This is a genomic window from Acetatifactor muris (assembly GCF_024623325.1).
GTDB classification, from domain to species: Bacteria; Bacillota; Clostridia; order Lachnospirales; family Lachnospiraceae; genus Acetatifactor; species Acetatifactor muris.
Window position 1 is genome coordinate 1 of the sequence record NZ_JANJZD010000062.1, and the last position, 16,550, is coordinate 16,550.

The 16,550-nt window shown below is 47.9% G+C and carries 21 protein-coding genes and 4 pseudogenes; 3 read left to right on the forward strand and 22 right to left on the reverse strand.

The window, feature by feature from the left end:
• Positions 1–36: 36 nt before the first annotated feature.
• The 22 genes and pseudogenes from NSB25_RS27795 to NSB25_RS27905 all read right to left on the reverse strand — a co-directional run bounded on the left by NSB25_RS27795 (position 37) and on the right by NSB25_RS27905 (position 13,807).
• Positions 37–432, reverse strand: a complete 396-nt coding sequence (locus tag NSB25_RS27795) for a plasmid mobilization protein (protein WP_103242690.1) — start codon at positions 430–432, stop codon at positions 37–39.
• Between the two features lie 530 nt (positions 433–962).
• Positions 963–1,175 carry a helix-turn-helix domain-containing protein gene (locus tag NSB25_RS27800; protein ID WP_103242691.1) on the reverse strand — a complete coding sequence of 71 codons (213 nt, stop codon included), beginning with the start codon at positions 1,173–1,175 and terminating at the stop codon, positions 963–965.
• Positions 1,147–1,605, reverse strand: a complete 459-nt coding sequence (locus NSB25_RS27805) for an RNA polymerase sigma factor (RefSeq protein WP_103242692.1) — start codon at positions 1,603–1,605, stop codon at positions 1,147–1,149. Before NSB25_RS27805 ends, NSB25_RS27800 begins: the two co-directional genes overlap by 29 nt.
• Before the next feature lie 56 nt (positions 1,606–1,661).
• Entirely contained in the window at positions 1,662–1,973 is a 312-nt protein-coding gene (locus tag NSB25_RS27810; protein ID WP_103242693.1) for a carboxymuconolactone decarboxylase family protein, read from the reverse strand.
• 14 nt (positions 1,974–1,987) lie between these two features.
• Complete coding sequence (locus NSB25_RS27815) at positions 1,988–2,188, reverse strand: phage holin family protein (protein WP_103242694.1); 201 nt, start codon at positions 2,186–2,188, stop codon at positions 1,988–1,990.
• A 66-nt stretch (positions 2,189–2,254) separates the two neighbouring features.
• Positions 2,255–3,013, reverse strand: coding sequence for an RNA polymerase sigma factor (locus NSB25_RS27820; RefSeq protein WP_103242699.1), 759 nt, complete (start codon positions 3,011–3,013; stop codon positions 2,255–2,257).
• 15 nt (positions 3,014–3,028) lie between these two features.
• A pseudogene (locus NSB25_RS30060) lies at positions 3,029–3,190 on the reverse strand (DNA-binding protein); the annotation flags it as partial.
• Between the two features lie 740 nt (positions 3,191–3,930).
• Positions 3,931–4,077: a helix-turn-helix domain-containing protein gene (locus tag NSB25_RS27830; RefSeq protein WP_465220370.1), complete on the reverse strand. Its 147-nt coding sequence runs from the start codon at positions 4,075–4,077 to the stop codon at positions 3,931–3,933.
• A gap of 27 nt (positions 4,078–4,104) precedes the next feature.
• The gene (locus tag NSB25_RS27835) at positions 4,105–4,563 is read right to left on the reverse strand and encodes an RNA polymerase sigma factor (protein WP_103242695.1); all 459 of its coding nucleotides are present in this window, start codon (positions 4,561–4,563) and stop codon (positions 4,105–4,107) included.
• Positions 4,564–4,710: 147 nt separating this feature from the next.
• Positions 4,711–4,899, reverse strand: coding sequence for a cysteine-rich KTR domain-containing protein (locus tag NSB25_RS27840; RefSeq protein WP_103242696.1), 189 nt, complete (start codon positions 4,897–4,899; stop codon positions 4,711–4,713).
• Positions 4,896–6,150 (reverse strand): annotated as a pseudogene (locus NSB25_RS30000) (MFS transporter). Before NSB25_RS30000 ends, NSB25_RS27840 begins: the two are co-directional and overlap by 4 nt.
• 2 nt (positions 6,151–6,152) lie before the next feature.
• Positions 6,153–6,806: a TetR/AcrR family transcriptional regulator gene (locus NSB25_RS27855; RefSeq protein ID WP_103242697.1), complete on the reverse strand. Its 654-nt coding sequence runs from the start codon at positions 6,804–6,806 to the stop codon at positions 6,153–6,155.
• A gap of 388 nt (positions 6,807–7,194) precedes the next feature.
• Positions 7,195–7,335, reverse strand: a complete 141-nt coding sequence (locus NSB25_RS27860; protein WP_103242698.1) for a Maff2 family mobile element protein — start codon at positions 7,333–7,335, stop codon at positions 7,195–7,197.
• A gap of 221 nt (positions 7,336–7,556) precedes the next feature.
• The gene (locus tag NSB25_RS27865; RefSeq protein WP_257479351.1) at positions 7,557–9,392 is read right to left on the reverse strand and encodes a VirD4-like conjugal transfer protein, CD1115 family; all 1,836 of its coding nucleotides are present in this window, start codon (positions 9,390–9,392) and stop codon (positions 7,557–7,559) included.
• The gene (locus tag NSB25_RS27870) at positions 9,389–9,880 is read right to left on the reverse strand and encodes a PcfB family protein (RefSeq protein WP_004070648.1); all 492 of its coding nucleotides are present in this window, start codon (positions 9,878–9,880) and stop codon (positions 9,389–9,391) included. The genes NSB25_RS27865 and NSB25_RS27870 overlap by 4 nt, the downstream gene beginning before the upstream one ends.
• 42 nt (positions 9,881–9,922) lie before the next feature.
• Positions 9,923–10,234, reverse strand: a complete 312-nt coding sequence (locus NSB25_RS27875) for a DUF5720 family protein (RefSeq protein ID WP_004054655.1) — start codon at positions 10,232–10,234, stop codon at positions 9,923–9,925.
• On the reverse strand, positions 10,227–10,589 hold the full coding sequence (locus NSB25_RS27880; protein ID WP_004070646.1) for a DUF7768 domain-containing protein: 363 nt from the start codon (positions 10,587–10,589) through the stop codon (positions 10,227–10,229). The genes NSB25_RS27875 and NSB25_RS27880 overlap by 8 nt, the downstream gene beginning before the upstream one ends.
• A 50-nt stretch (positions 10,590–10,639) precedes the next feature.
• A complete protein-coding gene (locus NSB25_RS27885) occupies positions 10,640–11,524 on the reverse strand; it encodes a DUF6017 domain-containing protein (protein WP_103242769.1) in 885 nt (294 codons plus the stop codon).
• A 67-nt stretch (positions 11,525–11,591) separates the two neighbouring features.
• Positions 11,592–11,783 carry a hypothetical protein gene (locus NSB25_RS27890; protein WP_004054660.1) on the reverse strand — a complete coding sequence of 64 codons (192 nt, stop codon included), beginning with the start codon at positions 11,781–11,783 and terminating at the stop codon, positions 11,592–11,594.
• Positions 11,784–11,806: 23 nt separating this feature from the next.
• On the reverse strand, positions 11,807–12,082 hold the full coding sequence (locus NSB25_RS27895) for a DUF5720 family protein (protein ID WP_004054662.1): 276 nt from the start codon (positions 12,080–12,082) through the stop codon (positions 11,807–11,809).
• Positions 12,083–12,093: 11 nt separating this feature from the next.
• Complete coding sequence (locus tag NSB25_RS27900; protein ID WP_103242767.1) at positions 12,094–13,029, reverse strand: ParB/RepB/Spo0J family partition protein; 936 nt, start codon at positions 13,027–13,029, stop codon at positions 12,094–12,096.
• Positions 12,986–13,807: a ParA family protein gene (locus NSB25_RS27905; protein ID WP_004081473.1), complete on the reverse strand. Its 822-nt coding sequence runs from the start codon at positions 13,805–13,807 to the stop codon at positions 12,986–12,988. The genes NSB25_RS27900 and NSB25_RS27905 overlap by 44 nt, the downstream gene beginning before the upstream one ends.
• Positions 13,808–13,995: 188 nt before the next feature.
• On the opposite strand from NSB25_RS27905, the pseudogene NSB25_RS27910 reads away from it, so the two are divergent.
• From NSB25_RS27910 to NSB25_RS27920, 3 genes and pseudogenes are all read left to right on the forward strand, one after another.
• A pseudogene (locus NSB25_RS27910) lies at positions 13,996–15,219 on the forward strand (recombinase family protein); the annotation flags it as partial.
• Between the two features lie 79 nt (positions 15,220–15,298).
• Positions 15,299–15,394 (forward strand): annotated as a pseudogene (locus NSB25_RS27915) (Maff2 family mobile element protein); the annotation flags it as partial.
• Positions 15,395–15,414: 20 nt separating this feature from the next.
• A complete protein-coding gene (locus tag NSB25_RS27920) occupies positions 15,415–16,284 on the forward strand; it encodes a VirB6/TrbL-like conjugal transfer protein, CD1112 family (protein ID WP_103242793.1) in 870 nt (289 codons plus the stop codon).
• Positions 16,285–16,550: the final 266 nt, after the last annotated feature.

Sequence of the window (16,550 nt, forward strand, 5' to 3'; positions counted from 1 at the left end):
GTTAGGTACTGCTCGGCAGCTCCATAGTCGGCATTTTTAGAGCTGATATGTTTGAACGTTGCCAACGGCTTCACCTACTTTCTGCAAGACTTCAAACTTCAAGGCGGCAAGTTCCGCTGTGGCGGCTTGTACCTCTTTTGAGAGTGCGTTATAAGGTGCGCCGTACTCGTTCAGACAGCGGGCAATCTGATTCAAGTTGCCGCCGATTTTCCCGTACTCGGCGGTTAGCTTCCCAACGGCAGAGAGCAATTCATCATTGACCGGGGAAACGGTGATAACCGGGCGTATGCTTGACTTAATGAGGGCTTGCCGGATAAATTCGGCTTGGCTCATTTTGCAGAGGGTGACACGCTCGGCAAACTCGGCGTATTCTTCCACGGTTAAGCGTGTCTTGATTACCCTATGGCGGTGGGGCGTGTTATATTTTTTCATGGCTGTGAACCTCCTTTCGTGGGTGGATTTTTTCAAGCGGCGCAAGCCGCAAAAGGCGGGCTTGGGGTGGCAACCCCAACAAGATTCCCGCAGGACAAAATTGAGCGATTAGCGAAATTTGGTACTGTGGTAGAATCTTGCTCTTAGAAAGTGGCGGCTTCCTCTGTGTGGGCTTTCCGCTGATACCCTCGACGGAGAGGGCGGGGATTGTGCCAGCTCTGCGGCGCCATTTCTCCCCCTAATACCTACAAAACCGAACAAAGCAAAATTGACGGTGATTTTTGAAAATTTCTCCCTATTCCTTACAAAACCACACAAGCCGGAATAGGCGGAGATTTTCGGAAATTTCTTTTGTTCTCCCTCCACGGATAACTTTCAGATTTGCCAACTCAAAAAGCCGATTTCCCTTTTTCATGGCATAATACCGACGATTTTCAAAAATGCCAAAAATGGGCGCAAAAAAACAGGAAACCTTTTTGCGATTTCCTGTTTCGGTGTGCCGCTTGCGTATGTACGGCGGTTATTCGGTTTTAGGTCGGCTGTTCATCAAAACGGAACTTGAACAGGGCAGCGACAAGACGTGACTTTATGCTGTCCTCCGTGTCCGGGTTGACGTGTCCGTTTTCAATGGCTGCATAGTGGATTCTCCGGCTGTAATACTGCAAAACCTCGTCCACCGCTTCCGGCTCGCCCGCTGTCGCCCGTACAATCGTTTCATAAGGGATAAGATTCTGATTCCCCATGTGAAAGCACCTCCATTTCTTTCCGCAGAAGCTTCAACGTCCTGTGGATTTGATACCCGGTTGTACTCCGGCAGCGTCCGTACATTTCCCCGATTTCCCACTGTCTGTAATTCCCGAAAAAGTAAAGGAAAATGATTTCCCGGTTCTTTTCCGGCAGAGAGAGCAGGGCGGCGGCAAGTTTCCCATTGGTGAGAATGATTGTCTGACCGCATATCGTGACAGGGTATTCTTCATAAGGTACTGTGAAATATTCATCTGTCGTGCCTAAAGGGTAAAACTTTTCTTCTGTGAGGTATTCAAGGGATATTTCTCTTTTGTGTCGCCTGCTCTGGTCACGCCATGCGGTAATAGCTGCATTGCGGATAACTACTTTGCAAAAGCCGTGGAACGTGTACATGATGTGTTCTTTGTATGCTTCTGTACAAGCCATAGAAAATCCCCTCCCTCCCAAAAGGATATTGCTCGGTTTATGGTTGCATTTTCTTTCTAATTTTCATCATACGCATTTAATGCAGCTTCCAAAGCGTCCACTAAGGTTATTCCTGCAACTGGTAAACCAACTAATACTGCACTTTTCACTTCATTTCTTGAAGCCCCTAACTCTTTTGCTGATTTCACATGAAAATCTAAACCACTTATCATTCTGACCGCAGCAAGCACAGAAATATAAGCAAGCTCATGTGTCTTTCTGTCTAATGCACTCGCTTTTGATTGCTTCATAACCATATCCATGTATGCTTTTCCTGTTTCCGGGGTTTCAGTCATAAATAAGCTAAAACTGTTTGTGACATTTTTCATACTGCCTTTTCTCCTTACTTGGTTATTGTTTTTGGTAGTGCCAATCCCATTTCTGCAAAATTTTCATAACCTGCTTCTGTAACTACATACGTTGCTGTAGTTCCGTCTTTTAGCTCAATCCATTTCTGCAAAATCAGAAAATCAAATAGAGCCGCACCCAATTTACCGCCTAAATGGTCATAACACTTCTTTCCAGTTAATTCATAACTGCTCATAATTCACCTCCTCATAGATTAAGATGATTATTCGTTATCCAAAGTCCCGGGAGAAAAGAAAAATTTTTAAACTTTTTTAAATTGTGAGATAACCATTTGATACCATTCTTTTCTCGGCATTTGAGCGGGTATTTGATGATAATATGAAGCTATTTTGCCCCGTATTTCTAAATCAAATTCGTATCCCTTTTCTGTATAATCAAGTATCTTATCTTGCATAAACGCTTGTAATTCATTTCGGGTTTGAAAGAACTCTGCCCATGCTCTACAACGGCATGGATTTTCTGTATTCAAAAAATAGCAATGGCTTTGAAAAAAAGAATCTATATTCATTCTTGCACGATATAGCAGCCCTTTGACAGCTTTAGGGGTAATTCCTAAAATATCAGCCACTTCTTGAATCGGCAAACCGAACATATCTATAAAAGAAAACGTAATCCTTTGATTTACTGAAAGTTTTCTCGACATAGCCAAAAAACAACCATTTCGCATACTTATGACATCTTCACTCGCCTGCACTTCCTCAATAACATTTTCCGGTGGATTCACAAGCAATTCTCCGTCTTTTTCCAATTCCTCAATGTTATCAACATACGTTGTTTTTTGTCGGCTATCTTTTCTTAATGACATTTTAAATTCATTGACGCAAATAGTATGCAGCCATTGCTTTACTGCTGTTTGGTCTTTTAGTTCGTCCAAATGTTTCCACGCCTTTATAAATGTTTCCTGTGTTATATCCTCTGCCTGTTCAGTTTTTCCTGTGAGTTTGTATGCAATATTGTAAATATATGTGCCGTATTCCTTTACAATCTCGTCTATTGACACCCTTAAAACAGGAGCTTTATATCGCTTATCTGTGGGCTTCTTTGCACTTTTGGGTATTAACCATATACGGCTAATTCGCTCAACTCCCAGTATTCTATTTTCTTCACAAAGTTTTTGTACTCGTCTCTCTGATATTCCCCATTTTTTAGCTGCCTCGGAAACTGATATATAATCCATAGCATATCCGTCCTTTCGTATTTTCTCATGTTATATATTATATACGTTTAAACGAATAACACAATAATACATTTTACAAATAAGTTTTTCCAAAAGGATATGAGGAATGAGAGAGATTCCGTAGTCGTCGGCATTGTGGGAATGTGTATAACTGGCTATCTCATGGAATTGTGGGTAACTCTGTTTGCAGAATGTGGGAAAGCTGCATTTTAGCTTTTCCATGTTCTGTGAATAGAGTTATCCATGATTCCATAGCCTGTTATGCACATTTCCACAATGCTTGTCTTTTGGTTTTTGTTTTCTTTGGTTCGGAATAGTGTGGTGCTGGCGGTCTATCTCTTGCTCTTAAAAAGTGGCGGCTTCCTCTGTGTGGGCTTCCCGCTGATACCCCCGGTGGGCGGGGCGGGGATTGTGCCAACTTTGCGGCGGCACTTCCCCCTCTAATACCTACAAAACCGCAAAAGTCAAAATGGACGGAGATTTTCGGAAATTTCTTCATTTTCTTTTCATTCCCCACACCACAAAAAATCAAAAACTGCCAAACCGGGCAGGAGATTTCTTTTCGCTTACCCTCCACGGATAACTCTGAATTTTGCCAACTTCAAAAGCCGATTTCCTCTTTTCACGGCATAATACCGACGATTTTCAAAAATGCCAAAAATAGGCGCAAAAAAACAGGAAACCTTTTTATGATTTCCTGTTTCGGTATGCCGTTCTATATGTACGGTAGTTATTCAGTTTTAGGTCGGCTGTTCATCAAAGCGGAACTTAAACAGGGCAGCGACAAGACGTGACTTTATGCTGTCCTCCGTGTCCGGGTTGACGTGTCCGTTTTCAATGGCTGCATAGCGGATTCTCCGGCTGTAATACTGCAAAACCTCGTCCACCGCTTCCGGCTCGCCCGTACAATCGTTTCATAAGGGATAAGATTCTGATTCCCCATGTGAAAGCACCTCCATTTCTTTCCGCAGAAGCTTCAACGTCCTGTGGATTTGATACCCGGTTGTACTCCGGCAGCGTCCGTACATTTCCCCGATTTCCCACTGTCTGTAATTCCCGAAAAAGTAAAGGAAAATGATTTCCCGGTTCTTTTCCGGCAGAGAGAGCAGGGCGGCGGCAAGTTTCCCATTGGTGAGAATGATTGTCTGACCGCATATCGTGACAGGGTATTCTTCATAAGGTACTGTGAAATATTCATCTGTCGTGCCTAAAGGGTAAAACTTTTCTTCTGTGAGGTATTCAAGGGATATTTCTCTTTTGTGCCGCCTTTGCTGGTCGCGCCATGCGGTGATAGCTGCATTGCGGATAACGACTTTGCAAAAACCGTGAAATGTGTACATGATGTGTTCTTTGTATGATTCCGTACAAGTCATAGAAAATCCCCCTCCTTTCCTCAAAAAAGGGAAACATGTTTACAGGTAACTTTTTATAATCTATAGGAAAACAATGCATTAGCCTGTTATCCTTGATTATCCACTAATAAAAATAAAAACCGATAACTGCAATTCAAAATCTGCATGTTATCGGCTCTGCGTCTGTGCGTCTGGCTCTTTGATAATAGTCATATTCATTTGTTGAACTCGGATAAGAGTTTCTTGCTTACATTTAGGGCAATATAGCGGGAAATTCTCAAGTACGGTATCTTCCCGCAATTTTAATCTTGTTTTGCTTCTACAAACAGGACATAATAGCCATTTTTCAACTTTCACATTGATACCTCCGACTGCGCCTTTTCCATATTTCTAAAAAAACCCGTTGCCAACAATCCAATAGCACATACAATTATGCCTGTGGGAATTAAAACAAAATAAATCTGTTCACTAAATCCGTCAAACAAAAATCCGTATATGATTTGTCCTATTGGCTGAATACATAAAGTAATTGTAGACGTATATGCCATAACTTTTCCAATCAAATGATTTGGTGTTCTTTGCTGTATAAGAGATACCGCAAAAATCGAAAAAATACTTACTGCAATTTGCATACCACAAAACGAAACCACATTGATTATATAAACTATAATCTTATTACTTGGGAAAAGGAAAGCTATTCCAGCCGGAATAATAAATATTCCCAAAGCTGAAAGTACAAATGATAATTTATGAGTTTTCAATTTCCCAGTAAGAATCCCGGCTGCTATACTACCTATAATTGTTGCAACTGCCAATGCACTTTCCGCAACACCATAATATTTTGCATTTAAATCAAGGATAGTGCGTACAATATAGGGCAATCCAACGACTGTAATACCCATTACAAAAAATCTTGAAATGGAAGCTAATAGCAACATTTTTACAATATCTGACTGCTCTTTAAAAATGAATTGCATACTGGAAGAAAAATCTTGCTTAATCATGGCAAAAATATTTTGATTGTTATCCAATCGTTCATAATTCAATTTAATAAAACATTCAAATAGAGCTGTTACAAAAAAAACAAATAATGCTTGCATACATAACAGGTTTTAAGCCAACCATAGAGTATAGTATGCTGCCGATTATTGGTGCAATAAGGTAGGATATGGAAGCTACTTGATTTACAACAGCGTTCCCTTTCATAATGTTATCACCAGTCAGCATTGTCGGAATACACGCCTGTACATTAGGTGTTTCAAATGCTCCTAAAATAGATAATATTACAAGCAATACACTAATTACTGTAAGGGCATTTCTTTCGGATAAAAAAAGTGCTGCACATAGAACGGATAACCCGGATAATGCGTCTAATGCAACCATAATATTTCTTCTGTTCGCCCGGTCAGAGAGAATACCTCCAAATGGTGATAGCAAAATAGTGGGAATCGTTGCTATTGATAATATTCCTGCAAATATAGTTGCTGAACCAGTTACTTCTAACACATACATGGATAAAGCAAGCTTCAAAATAAAATTGCCAAACAAAGAAGTTACTTGTCCTAAAACAAGAAGTGTAAAATTCTTTGTGAACAGTTTTTCCGTCATCGTTAATTCCTCCCTTTTGTTGAAATATCTGTAAGAAACTTTTCTGCAATATTCGTCATTTCAGCGTCTATAAGCGGTAAACCCATAACAGAAAGCACTTCAACGATAAATTGGTATTTATGATGAATTTCTTCGGTAGTAGCAGGATAAACTGATGGCATTAGCCAAAAGTTAACAAGTGGAAGTAATTCAGAAAGTTCTTTCGCATATTCTGTTTGAATAGAACCGTCTTGCCTCCCTTCTTCTAACAGTTCAAACCATAAAGGTGTTAATATTCGCTTATTTTCTTCAATGGCGGCTGTCAAAATGTGAGGGTCTTTGAGAATAGAGAGTGCTTGTAGATTCATCTGATTACGCTCTGTATCTGAGTTGTTTAACGTAAGCACCTCTCTAACTTTTTGTAAACCATTCAAGTCTGTACGTCCTCTGACTGCTTCAAATGGATTGTTGTCAAAGAACATTTGATTGCCTAATACACGCATAACTTCTTCCTTGCTTTGAAAACAGCGATAAAACATTCCTTTTGCGCCCCCTACTGTTTCCATGATGTCGGAAATTGATGTTTCTTCATAGCCCTTTGACATAAATAAGTTTTTTGCTACATCTAAAATTTCTTTTTTCCATTGTTCGGGCGTTTTCTTTACTGGTCGCGCCAATTTTTAACAACCTCCTTTGTATAATAGTTAGTGACTTGCGGTCAATAACTATTATACAAGCACTTATAAGCATAGTCAAGAACTTAATGGAAAACCAGAATATGTAATATATTCAATAATGAATTAAGAAATATATGTGAGAGATTCCGTCGCCGTCGGCATTGTGGGAATGTGTATAACTGGCTATCTCATGGAATTGTGGGTAACTCTGTTTGCAGAATGTGGGAAAGCTGCATTTTAGCTTTTCCATGTTCTGTGAATAGAGTTATCCATGATTCCATAGCCTGTTATGCACATTTCCATAATGCTTGTCTTTTGGTCTTTGTTTTCTTTGGTTCGGAATAGTGTGGTGCTGGCAGTCTATCTGTTGTTTTTGGTTTCTGCTTCTTTACCGTACATAAGCATTCGCGCCAGGGTTGTCATTGCCGTAACCTTCCAGCAGGTTGATGACGCCCCAGATTCCAAGGCCGGCTCCGAGTGCGATAACGAGGGTCTGCAAAACGTCGATTGCGCTGTTGAAAAATTCCATACTTTAATTTAGCCGGAATCGCTTTGTGGTTAGTGTTGGTTCATAGGCATACAAAAGCCGGACAACAAAACCGCCCTGAATTTTGGGCGGCTCGATTCCGGCTATCCTCCTTCTTCATTTTTTTGTTGAGCTGTCCGCTTTGTACGCCAATGGCCTCAACCGAGGCAGGTTTCAGGGACCCTGGCGGGTAGATAAGATCACTCCTTTCTCGCGGAACGGGATTATTCGCCCTCGGTGTCTACGTCAACTTCAAACACATCGTAGACCTCGTTGGGTTTTGGTTTGAGCCGGGTGGACAGGAACGCTTCAATGTCAAAGGCGTTCTTATCGTCCGCGTCGGCGGTGTACTGGAAATTGGGGTGCCTGGTAATGTCATACTTATCCGACAAAAACGGGCGGACGCCCCGCAGCTGGAGGATACATTTTCCCCCGTCCATCACCGCAAGCTCATCCTGGCTCATCAACTCTTTCCCCAATTTCTGATAGTTGAGAGAGTGGGAGGTTTCCCGCCCCCGGCTCTCCCCGGTGTTGTAGGTGTCAATGGTTTCTTTTCCCAGGGCGGCGGCTAACTCCTTTAAGGTGGTGGGTTCTTTGCCGCCCAGAAAGATGGAAGTGTCCATATTTCCGATGATGGTGTCGGCGTTGTCCTTGTAGATGGCCTTCAGCTGGGACTGCGCCTGCAATACCAGACAGGCGGAAATCTCCCGGCTTCGGATGGTGGCTACCAGCTTTTCCAGCTTTGGAATCTGCCCGATGTTGGCGCACTCGTCAATCAGGCAGCGCACATGGACCGGGAGCCTGCCGCCGTACACATCATCCGCTTTTTCACAGAGCAGATTAAACAGCTGGGTGTAGCACATGGAAATCAGGAAGTTAAAGCTGTCATCGGTATCGCTCATAATGAGAAATAAGGCGGTTTTCCGGTCCCCCAGGGTGTCCAGTTCCAGCTCATCGTAGGCTGTGACCTCCCGCAGCTCGGCAATATCGAATACCGCCAGCCGCGCGCCGCAGGAAATCAGTATAGATTTTGCGGTTTTGCCCGCCGCCAGCTTATATTTTTTGTACTGCCGCACCGCAAAATGGTTGGGCTTCTCGGATTCCAGCGCGTCAAACATCAGGTCAACGGGGTTTTTGTATTCCTCATCGTCCTCCCGGACCTCCATCGCGTTAATAAACTCAATCAGGGTAGAGAAGTTCTGTTCCTCCACCGGGGCCTCGTAGTGGATATATCCAATCAGGGCGCAGTACAGCAGCGTTTCCGCTTTGACCCAGAAATCGTCACCGGCTTTCCCCTCGCCCTTGGTATTGGCAATCAGGGTTGTCACCAGCTTCAAGATGTCCTTTTCGCTGTGGATATAGGCGAAAGGATTGTATTTCATGGATTTTTTGAAGTTGATGGTATTCAGCACCTTGATCCGGTACGGCTCATAGATGGTTTTGCCGTTCTTGTCCTTCATGGGCTTTCCGTCCTTATCCAGCTTCGGCGCGCCCCGTTGGAGCAGCTTTCCACATTCGACCAGGATTGTGCCTTTCGGATCAGTGACCACATACGAACTATGGAGCTGCATCAGGTTGGGCTTGAGCCAGAACCGGGTCTTGCCGGAGCCGGAACCGCCGATTACCAGCACATTTTTGTTGCGGGCGGTCTTGGGGTCCTTGGGGCGGCTGCTCATGGTAAGGCGTTCCGTCTGGGTGAGGATCACATTGTTCTGGAATACCGGATCGACATAAGGGGCGATGTCCTGGGAATTTCCCCATCTCGCAGAACCGTACTCGATATTCGGGCGGTACTTCTTGGCGTTTTTGCCTTTCAGGTAAACAGCCAGCCGGAGCGCCGCGCCGCAGCACAGCCCGACCAGCAGGTCCAGCGGGTGATAGCTGGGCCAGAAACTTCCAAGAGCCGCCGGAAGGACGGAGATCAAAGACAATACCTTTTCCGAAGCGTCCGCGCCCTGGGCCATCCGCCACGCCTCCCCGAAGTTGGTGGAAAACAGCCCCATCAGGATATAGGGCAGGTTCAGCAAAACGAGCTTTTTGATGTTCAGGGGCTTTTTCATCGTTCCAGCTCCTTTCGCTTTGTGCGGTCCACCACCGCGTTTTTCACCAGCTCCTTGAACTGGTTCAGCTTCGCCAGCACAGACGGGCGGGACGCCTTGCGGACCTTCTTCTGGGTGTACTCGGTAAACGCGGAGGTCAGCGCGTCCGCATCGCGGGCCTTGAAAAAGACCAGGTACTTGGGCGGGGAGCAGCTGCGGTCCTTCTTTACCGCGTAATCCACGCCGTACTTCCGGGCAACCCGTTCAAACGCCTTGATGGAGGGGTCTGTGATCTCAAGATTGGACACGCCCTGGTTCTGCCCGATGAGCTGCTTCACCGTCTGCCTGCCCTGGGGCTTGACCTCCGCGCCCTTTTCCCGCTGTTTCTGCATCTTTTGCTCTTTCAGGTGCGCCAGATACTTCATAATCGCCGCTTTGAACAGCCTGCCGGTGAACTTTGTGCCGCTGACAATGAGCGTCAGGGTTTTGCTTTCCACTTCGTCCTGCATGGGTGTTTCGCCTCCTCTCTATGGATTTTCTGCATGGTTTCTCTATCGGAGCTGGTCTTGCCGGTCATAGCGCAGGTTTCCGTTTCGGACCTTCGCATGGCTCACAATCCTGATATGCCCCTGTTCCTGGCGTTCCAGGGACTTTTTATATCCCTCCTCGGTGAGAAAGGCGCGGCTGCGTTCCCCTTTCCAGCCAACAGGGGAATCAGCGGTCAGGGTATCAAAAATAATCATGTGCCGGGTGTCCTCCGCGAACCGGTTTAAGTCCATGTAACTATGGCCGGAATACTCCCGCGCCCCGGCTTTAAGCCGCATTTCCTCCATCAGCTGGCCGATGGTCTTTTGCTCAGGCATGGTGTGCGCCCCCTTTCTCCCGGCCCTGGCCTTTCACCGTCAGAATCCCGTCCAGTGTGGTGGCGGTGATCCGCAGGCGTTCAGCGGTGGCAATATCGTTTTTGACCGTTTCATCGGTCGAGTGTCCGCAGACCACCAGCACATGGGAGCGGCGCAGGTAATCTCTGGCGATGTCGATTCCGTCCTTGTGTTCCTGGGGGATTTCATCCTTCAAAAACAGCGGCAGGAACAAAACAGGGCAGACCGGGGAATATCCGGCGTCATACACCTGGCGGCAGTAGCTGGCGGCGTTTGCCGCGTTTTCATGGGGGTTCTTGCTCCAGGGAGCGGTGATATACGCAAGCGGTCGTTTCATAACAGATTCCTTTCTCCCGGCAGTTCCGGGCAGACAAAAACGGCCAGCTTTCAAAAGCCGCCGTACATATCGTGGTTGACCTGTGAGGTGTAATGGTTGCTCATGGTGGTGGGCGCATTGAACAGCACCGTCAGGAGGTACTGTTTCATGTTCCGTACCTCGGTGGTGTTCTTTTGCAGGCAGTCCATGACAAACTCGATGTGGGAGCTGTCCAGCTTCAGGAAGCGGGAACGCACCACCTCATGGGGGAAGTCCGCCCCGGCAATCCGGGTGGTCTTACGCTTCGCGCAGACCGTTTCCACCAGCAGCTCCACAATCTCGTCCAAATCCTCCCGGTAGGTCCCAAACCGCTGTTTGAGGCAGTCATACTCGATATTCTCCAAAATCAGCTCCCGATAACTTTCCATCTCTGTCAGTGACATCGTTTCCCTTCGCTTCGGTTCCGGTGGCTTTGCCGCCGTTCCCCGGAAGGGAATGGAATCGGTAATTGATCCGTCAGTAATTGATTTTTGGGTATTTAATTTCTCTATATTTATTTGCGTTGGATTTTCCGTTGACGGTTTTCCCGTTGACGGATTATCCGTTGTCGGAAAACCCGACAACGGTTTTTCCAACAACGGTTGGGCGGGCGGTTCCTCTGTTACCGGACGCTCATAAATCACATACTCGTTGGCGCTGAACTTGCCGCCCGCGTCGGTGGTCTGGCGGCGCTTGATGTACCCCGCCTTTTCCAGCTCATTGACTGCGGAGCGGATCGCGTCCTTGCTTTCCCGGTTGATAACAGCCAGGCCGGAAAGGGTGTAGTCCCAATCCTCCGGCAACGAGAGCATTTGGGACAGCAGGCCCTTTGCTTTCAGGCTCAGGCTCTTGTCCCGCAGATGATAGTTGCTCATAACGGTGTATCCCTGTGTGCGTTCTACTCGAAAAACGGCCATTTTCTGCACTCCTTTCGTTTCCCAGGGCATGAAAAAAGCCACAATCCCGTAAAAAGAATTGCGGCGTTCATTTGCTGGCTGACTTCTGCCTGTACCGGTGAAAAAACGGCGGCATGGGCGGTTTGTCAAACAGGCTCTCTAACTGCGGAAACGTCAGGGTTTGAAAAATCCGGTCGATCTCAATGGTTTCCATGTTTCGCTGGGAGCGGCAGTCCTCCCGGATGGCTTCTCTGATTTCCTTAACGGTACACATATTCATTCCTTCCTCTCAATTTGTCGGGTTTACGGGTGGCGTTTCTTTTTGGGCTTGAAGTCCAGGATATGCCCCTCAATGACGCGGGCATACCGTTTGATTTTGATGTCCCGGCGTTTCTGGCTGGCGAGAACGGCCTGGTAGCCGTCCTCGTCCAGAAACAGGCGCGTTTCATCGCCGGGTGCGCCGTAGGCGGTACGGGGCCGCAGGACGGAAAACTCCACCATCCAGCGGGTCTTATCCTGAAACCGTTCCACAGCCAGTATGTTGTGGCCCTTTAACTCCCTGGCAACGTGATCTCTCATAGGCGCTCCTTTCAGCGTTCCTGATCTCTCTGACGCTTTTTCTGCCACTGTTCCAGCAGTTTGATGATGGTTTCCTGCATCCGGGCAGGGGTGTAGCTTTTGGGAAAATACTTCCGCAGGGTGTCGGAGGTAAACGTCACCTTGTCCAGATCGCTTTTCTTTTCCTCGCCCATAATCGCCCGCATTACATCTATGGACAGATGCCCCTCCTGACTGAATTTCTTGAGCCGCTGGGCTTGGGAAAGGGAGGGGGTGGCCTGTTCGCTGTCCATCGCGTCCAAAAGCTGGGTCTGTTCTTCTTTTTTGAGAAAGGACAGCTCATAGGCCGGGTTCAGGGCAATTTTCTTTTCGTCCACCATGTTCAGCAGTTCGGGGATTAACTCGGTCAGGCGAATGTAGCGCGAAATCTGATTGCGGCTTTGCCCAACCTGTTCCGCTAAAATTTCTCTGGATTCCTTACCAGCGGACTTCCGCCCAACTTGGGCGGAAGTTAAATCCATGCGTTCTCCCTGATGTTTCATGGCCTCCAGCTTCATTTTGTAGGCAAAAGCCCTTTCGCTGGGGAGCAGGCTTTCCCGTTGTAAATTGCTGTCAACCATGATAATCGTGGCGGCGTCATCGTCCAAATCCCGGACAATCACCGGCATGGTTTCTTTCTCTGCCAGTTCACTGGCCCGATGCCGCCTGTGTCCGGCTACCAGCTCATAGCCGCCGCTGGGGTCAGGACGGGCGATAGCAGGAACAAGAACGCCGTACTGCCGGATGCTGTCCGCTGTTTCCATCATGGCATCATCATCTTTGACCTTGAAAGGGTGGCCCTTGAACGAGTGCAGCTCGCTTAAAGGGATTTCTACCACCTTTTCCCGCCCCGCGTCGGCGCGGCTTTCCTCGGTGGTAAACAGATCATCGACCGATGCCAGCTCTACTTTTTTCGCGCTGCTTTTCAAGTTTCAACACCTCCTTAGTCAGATTTGCGTAGCCCTCGGCTACTTTGCCGCCTGGGTCATGGGCGAAAATGCTCCTGCCCTCCGCGCTGGTTTCCTTTGCCCGGACAGAATGGGGAATCTCAGTGCCAAACACCTTGATTTTGCTGCCGTAAGTTTCCCGCAGCAGGGCGGCAATCTCTTTGGCAAAGTTGGTGCGGTTGTCCACCATCGTCAGCAGGATACCGTCTATTTGCAGTTTCGGGTTGATCTGCCGCTTGACTTTGGCTACCGTAGAGAGCAGCTGTTCCAGCCCTTTGGCGGGCAGATACTCCGCCTGGACGGGGATTATGATCCGGTTGGCGGCGGCCAGCGCGTTGACGGTGAGCATACCCAGGGAGGGCTGGCAGTCTATGAGGATATGGGAATACTGCCCCTTTACACTGTCCAGATATTGCCGCAGAATCGTTTCCCGGCTCATAGCGTTTACCAGCGACACCTCCATGCCGGACAGCTGAATATCCGCCGGCATCAGGTCCACGCCCTCCGGGTGGCGCAGAATCCCCTCGCCGGGGCGGACCGGCTGATCGGTCAGGATACGGCCCATTGCGTCAGAGAGGGTAAAGGGCAGCTTATCCGGCTGGGGATTGCCCAGGCTGATGGTCAGGCTCCCCTGCGGGTCCCCGTCAATGAGCAGCACTTTCTTTCCCGCCTGTGCCAGCCCAATCCCTAAGTTGGCACAGGTTGTGGTCTTGCCCACACCTCCCTTTTGGTTGGCGATGGCGATGATTTGCGTGTTCAAGATAATCACCTCGTTTCTTGGTATGAAAAAAGGGAGAATGTGACCGGAATCAACATTCTCCCTTAGAAACGATATGTGATTGTGCAATAATCTGTCTTTTGTGAGGTTAGCTTTTGAGAGCCATCTCGCCGCAAACCCGCATGAATACTGGATTTTTGCCTGTTTGCTTTTCCTTTCCCCAATAACCTGTGTTCAACGAATGGCTGGTGAGAGATACGAGCAAGAAAATCCGGGCGGTAAAACGCTCAAAAGGCATGAGTGGGAAGCCCGTCACAAGCAAGCCCGTGTACGGCTACCTCATGGACGAAGACGAAAATTTCATCATTGACGAGGAAGCCGCCCCGGTAGTAAGGCAGATTTACAGCTTATGCCTTGCGGGGAATGGACCGACCAAGATAGCCCGTATGCTTACCGAGCAGGAAATCCCCACGCCGGGAACGCTGGAATACCGCCGGACGGGAAGCACACGCCGCTACCACCCCGGCTACGAGTGCAAGTGGGCGGCGAACACCGTGGTGCATATCCTTGAAAACCGGGAATACACGGGCTGCCTTGTGAACTTCAAGACCACCACCCAATCCTACAAATGCAGCAAGATTATCTACAACAGCGAGGACAAACAGGCAATCTTTGAGAACCACCACGAGCAGATAATCGACAGGGACACATGGGAACGGGTGCAGGAGCTACGCAAGCAGCGCAAACGCCCTAACCGCTATGATGAAGTGGGCTTGTTCTCCGGCATACTCTTTTGTGCCGACTGTGGCAGCGTCATGTACCAGCAGAGGTATCAGACCGAAAAACGGCGGCAGGACTGCTATATCTGCGGCAGCTACAAGAAGCGCACGGCAGACTGTACGGCGCACTTTATCCGCACCGACCTTTTAACCGCCGGAGTGACCGAGAACCTACGGAAAGTCACCAGCTACGCCGCCAAGCACGAAGCCCGGTTTATGAAGCTGTTGACCGACCAGACCGAGGACGGGAGCAAACGCCGCAACGCCGCCAAGAAGAAAGAACTGGAAGCGGCAGAAAAAAGGATTGCGGAACTCTCCGCTATCTTCAAGCGGCTGTATGAGGACAGCGTGACCGGGCGCATATCGGACGAGCGTTTCACGGAACTTTCGGCAGACTACGAAGCCGAGCAAAAGGAACTGAAAGAGAAAGCCGCCGCTTTGCAGAGCGAACTTTCTAAAACGCTGGAAGCCACGGCAAACGCTGAAAAGTTTATGAAAGTGGTACGCAAGTACACCAGCTTTGAGGAACTCACCCCTACCCTGTTACGGGAGTTTGTGGAGAAAATCGTAATCCACGAATCGGAAGCCCTTGACGGGAAACGCCGGGGGAAGCTCCGCAGACAGGAAATCGAAATCTATTACTCTTTTGTCGGCAAGGTAGAATTGCCCGACTAAAGCCCGACCCGTCCGGCAGTCAGCCGGATAGGGAACGGCAAAATTTTTTACACTTCTTTTACTTCTTTATCTCACATGAGCAAAATCGCAGGGCATGAAACAGCTCATGGCGGGCGGCGGCGTTGCGCTGATCGGCACGACCCTTGTACCTCTGCTTGCGAGCCTGTTCTCCTAATCGGCAACAGGTAGGAGCTTATGCAGAGCATACTTGACGCGATCACGGAATGGATAAAGGAAATCCTCATAGGAGCCATTAACGGGAACCTGTCAACTATGTTCGGGGACGTAAACGAGAAAGTCGGCACCATTGCCGCAGAGGTAGGGCAGACCCCGCAGGGGTGGAACGCGGGCATATTCAACATGATACGCACGTTATCGGAGAATGTGATCGTACCCATTGCGGGGCTTGTCATTACCTATGTCCTATGCGTGGAGCTTATCAGCATGGTAACGGAAAAGAACAATATGCACGACGTAGACACTTTCATGTTTTTCAAGTGGTTCTTCAAGGCGTGGGTGGCGGTGTACCTTGTCACCCACACCTTTGATATTACTATGGCGGTGTTCGACGTTGCGCAGCACGTCGTTTCCAGCGCGGCGGGGGTGATAAGCGGCAATACGAATATAGACGTTGCCGCCGCCCTTGCTTCCATGCAGGGAGGGCTTGACGCTATGGAAATCCCCGAACTTTTGCTGCTTGTCATGGAAACAAGCCTTGTGAGCCTTTGCATGAAGATCATGTCGGTGCTTATCACGGTTATCCTGTACGGCAGAATGATAGAGATTTACCTATACTGTTCTGTATCGCCTATCCCATTTGCAACAATGACGAACCGGGAATGGGAGCAGATCGGCAACAATTACTTAAAAGCCCTGTTCGCTATCGGTTTTCAAGGCTTCCTCATTATGGTGTGCGTCGGCATTTACGCGGTGCTGGTGAACAGTATCACGGTAGCGGGCAACCTGCACAGCGCGATATTCTCTATTGCAGCTTACACGGTTATCCTCTGCTTTTCCCTGTTCAAATCCGGCGCACTTGCGAAGTCAATTTTTTCAGCACACTAAAGGCGTGTCAAGGGTAGGGTGGAGATTTTCAGAGCAAAGCGGCGAAAATACGACCCGACCTTGACGCGGAGGAAACCCCATACAATACGGACAGGCAAAGGGCATAAATTGACCTTTGCCTTGATTACCCCTATGGGTACATAACTTCTCGGAATCTCAATGAATGTGATTCTAACTGAAAATTGACAACTGAATATGGTGCAGGAAAAGAAATTTGAGAAAAATGGACATAAACATTGGACATAGTGGGTACTATGCCTTGAAAA

Bases quoted from the DNA above. Each gene is read 5' to 3' on its own strand.
- NSB25_RS27805 (WP_103242692.1), bottom strand. From the start codon at position 1,605: ATGGCTTGTACAGAAGCATACAAAGAACACATCATGTACACGTTCCAC.
- NSB25_RS27865 (WP_257479351.1), bottom strand. From the start codon at position 9,392: ATGAAAAAGCCCCTGAACATCAAAAAGCTCGTTTTGCTGAACCTGCCC.
- NSB25_RS27890 (WP_004054660.1), bottom strand. From the start codon at position 11,783: ATGAATATGTGTACCGTTAAGGAAATCAGAGAAGCCATCCGGGAGGAC.
- NSB25_RS27815 (WP_103242694.1), bottom strand. From the start codon at position 2,188: ATGAGCAGTTATGAATTAACTGGAAAGAAGTGTTATGACCATTTAGGC.
- NSB25_RS27860 (WP_103242698.1), bottom strand. From the start codon at position 7,335: ATGGAATTTTTCAACAGCGCAATCGACGTTTTGCAGACCCTCGTTATC.
- NSB25_RS27920 (WP_103242793.1), top strand. From the start codon at position 15,415: ATGCAGAGCATACTTGACGCGATCACGGAATGGATAAAGGAAATCCTC.
- NSB25_RS27880 (WP_004070646.1), bottom strand. From the start codon at position 10,589: ATGAAACGACCGCTTGCGTATATCACCGCTCCCTGGAGCAAGAACCCC.
- NSB25_RS27835 (WP_103242695.1), bottom strand. From the start codon at position 4,563: ATGACTTGTACGGAATCATACAAAGAACACATCATGTACACATTTCAC.
- NSB25_RS27795 (WP_103242690.1), bottom strand. From the start codon at position 432: ATGAAAAAATATAACACGCCCCACCGCCATAGGGTAATCAAGACACGC.
- NSB25_RS27895 (WP_004054662.1), bottom strand. From the start codon at position 12,082: ATGAGAGATCACGTTGCCAGGGAGTTAAAGGGCCACAACATACTGGCT.
- NSB25_RS27885 (WP_103242769.1), bottom strand. From the start codon at position 11,524: ATGGCCGTTTTTCGAGTAGAACGCACACAGGGATACACCGTTATGAGC.
- NSB25_RS27810 (WP_103242693.1), bottom strand. From the start codon at position 1,973: ATGAAAAATGTCACAAACAGTTTTAGCTTATTTATGACTGAAACCCCG.
- NSB25_RS27800 (WP_103242691.1), bottom strand. From the start codon at position 1,175: ATGGGGAATCAGAATCTTATCCCTTATGAAACGATTGTACGGGCGACA.
- NSB25_RS27870 (WP_004070648.1), bottom strand. From the start codon at position 9,880: ATGCAGGACGAAGTGGAAAGCAAAACCCTGACGCTCATTGTCAGCGGC.
- NSB25_RS27875 (WP_004054655.1), bottom strand. From the start codon at position 10,234: ATGCCTGAGCAAAAGACCATCGGCCAGCTGATGGAGGAAATGCGGCTT.